This window comes from Burkholderia sp. Tr-862, from assembly GCF_011753085.1.
Classification (GTDB): domain Bacteria; phylum Pseudomonadota; class Gammaproteobacteria; order Burkholderiales; family Burkholderiaceae; genus Burkholderia; species Burkholderia ambifaria.
This window is the reverse complement of the sequence record NZ_VWWG01000408.1, coordinates 1-720: the sequence shown is the minus strand read 5'-3', so window position 1 is coordinate 720 and position 720 is coordinate 1. Positions and strand designations below refer to the sequence as shown.

Annotated in this window: 1 riboswitch. The window is 72.8% G+C overall.

From position 1 onward, the window contains the following. Positions 1–209: 209 nt before the first annotated feature. A riboswitch (cobalamin riboswitch) is annotated at positions 210–402 on the bottom strand. Positions 403–720 lie beyond the last annotated feature (318 nt).

The window sequence follows — 720 nt, the reverse complement described above, 5'->3', positions numbered from 1 at the left end:
CCTGCCGCGCGTCGAGCCGGCCGCCCGGCAGCTTGATCCGGCACAGCCCGCCGTCGGCGGCCGCGACGACGCGCACGAGCCCCGGGCACGCCGACGGGCGCACGACGGGCAACGCAGGAATCGAAACGGGGGCGGAACTCAACGGGATACCGGGGCAGTGTGGCGCCGCGGCCAACGCATCGGTACACCCCGCCCGACGCCGACTGGCACGCACGCACTTTCAGGCCGGCAGGTCTCCTGGCTGACAGGTCGGCGCCGGCTCCCGGCCTTCCCGGTGAAACCAGTGGCATGAGGGGGGAGATCGGCTCGCTGTCTACAGTTGCGGGGGCAGCCACAGCGGCGCGATGCGCGCCCTGTGTTCCCTCTTCGGCCCCGAAGGGCACCGGCGAACGAACGGCCGTAGGATACCCGATTTCACCGGCGCTTCGCGACCGCCGAGCGGCGCCGTGACCGAAGCGAAACGCGGCCCGGCGCGGGCAGCCCCGCAGGTGAAACGCGCGGTGGAACACGGTACCATGCCGACTTTCGCAACGCGGACGGCCGCACCGGCGTCTTCACGGCCGCCGTGCGGCGACTCGATGGAATCGGACGATGGGGAAGGGTGCATGACGGCGTGGCTGACGGTAGTGGGCATCGGCGACGACGGTTACGCGGGGCTCGGACGCAGCGCGCGGCGCGCGCTGCTCGACGCGACGCGGGTCGTCGGCGCGTAGCGGCACA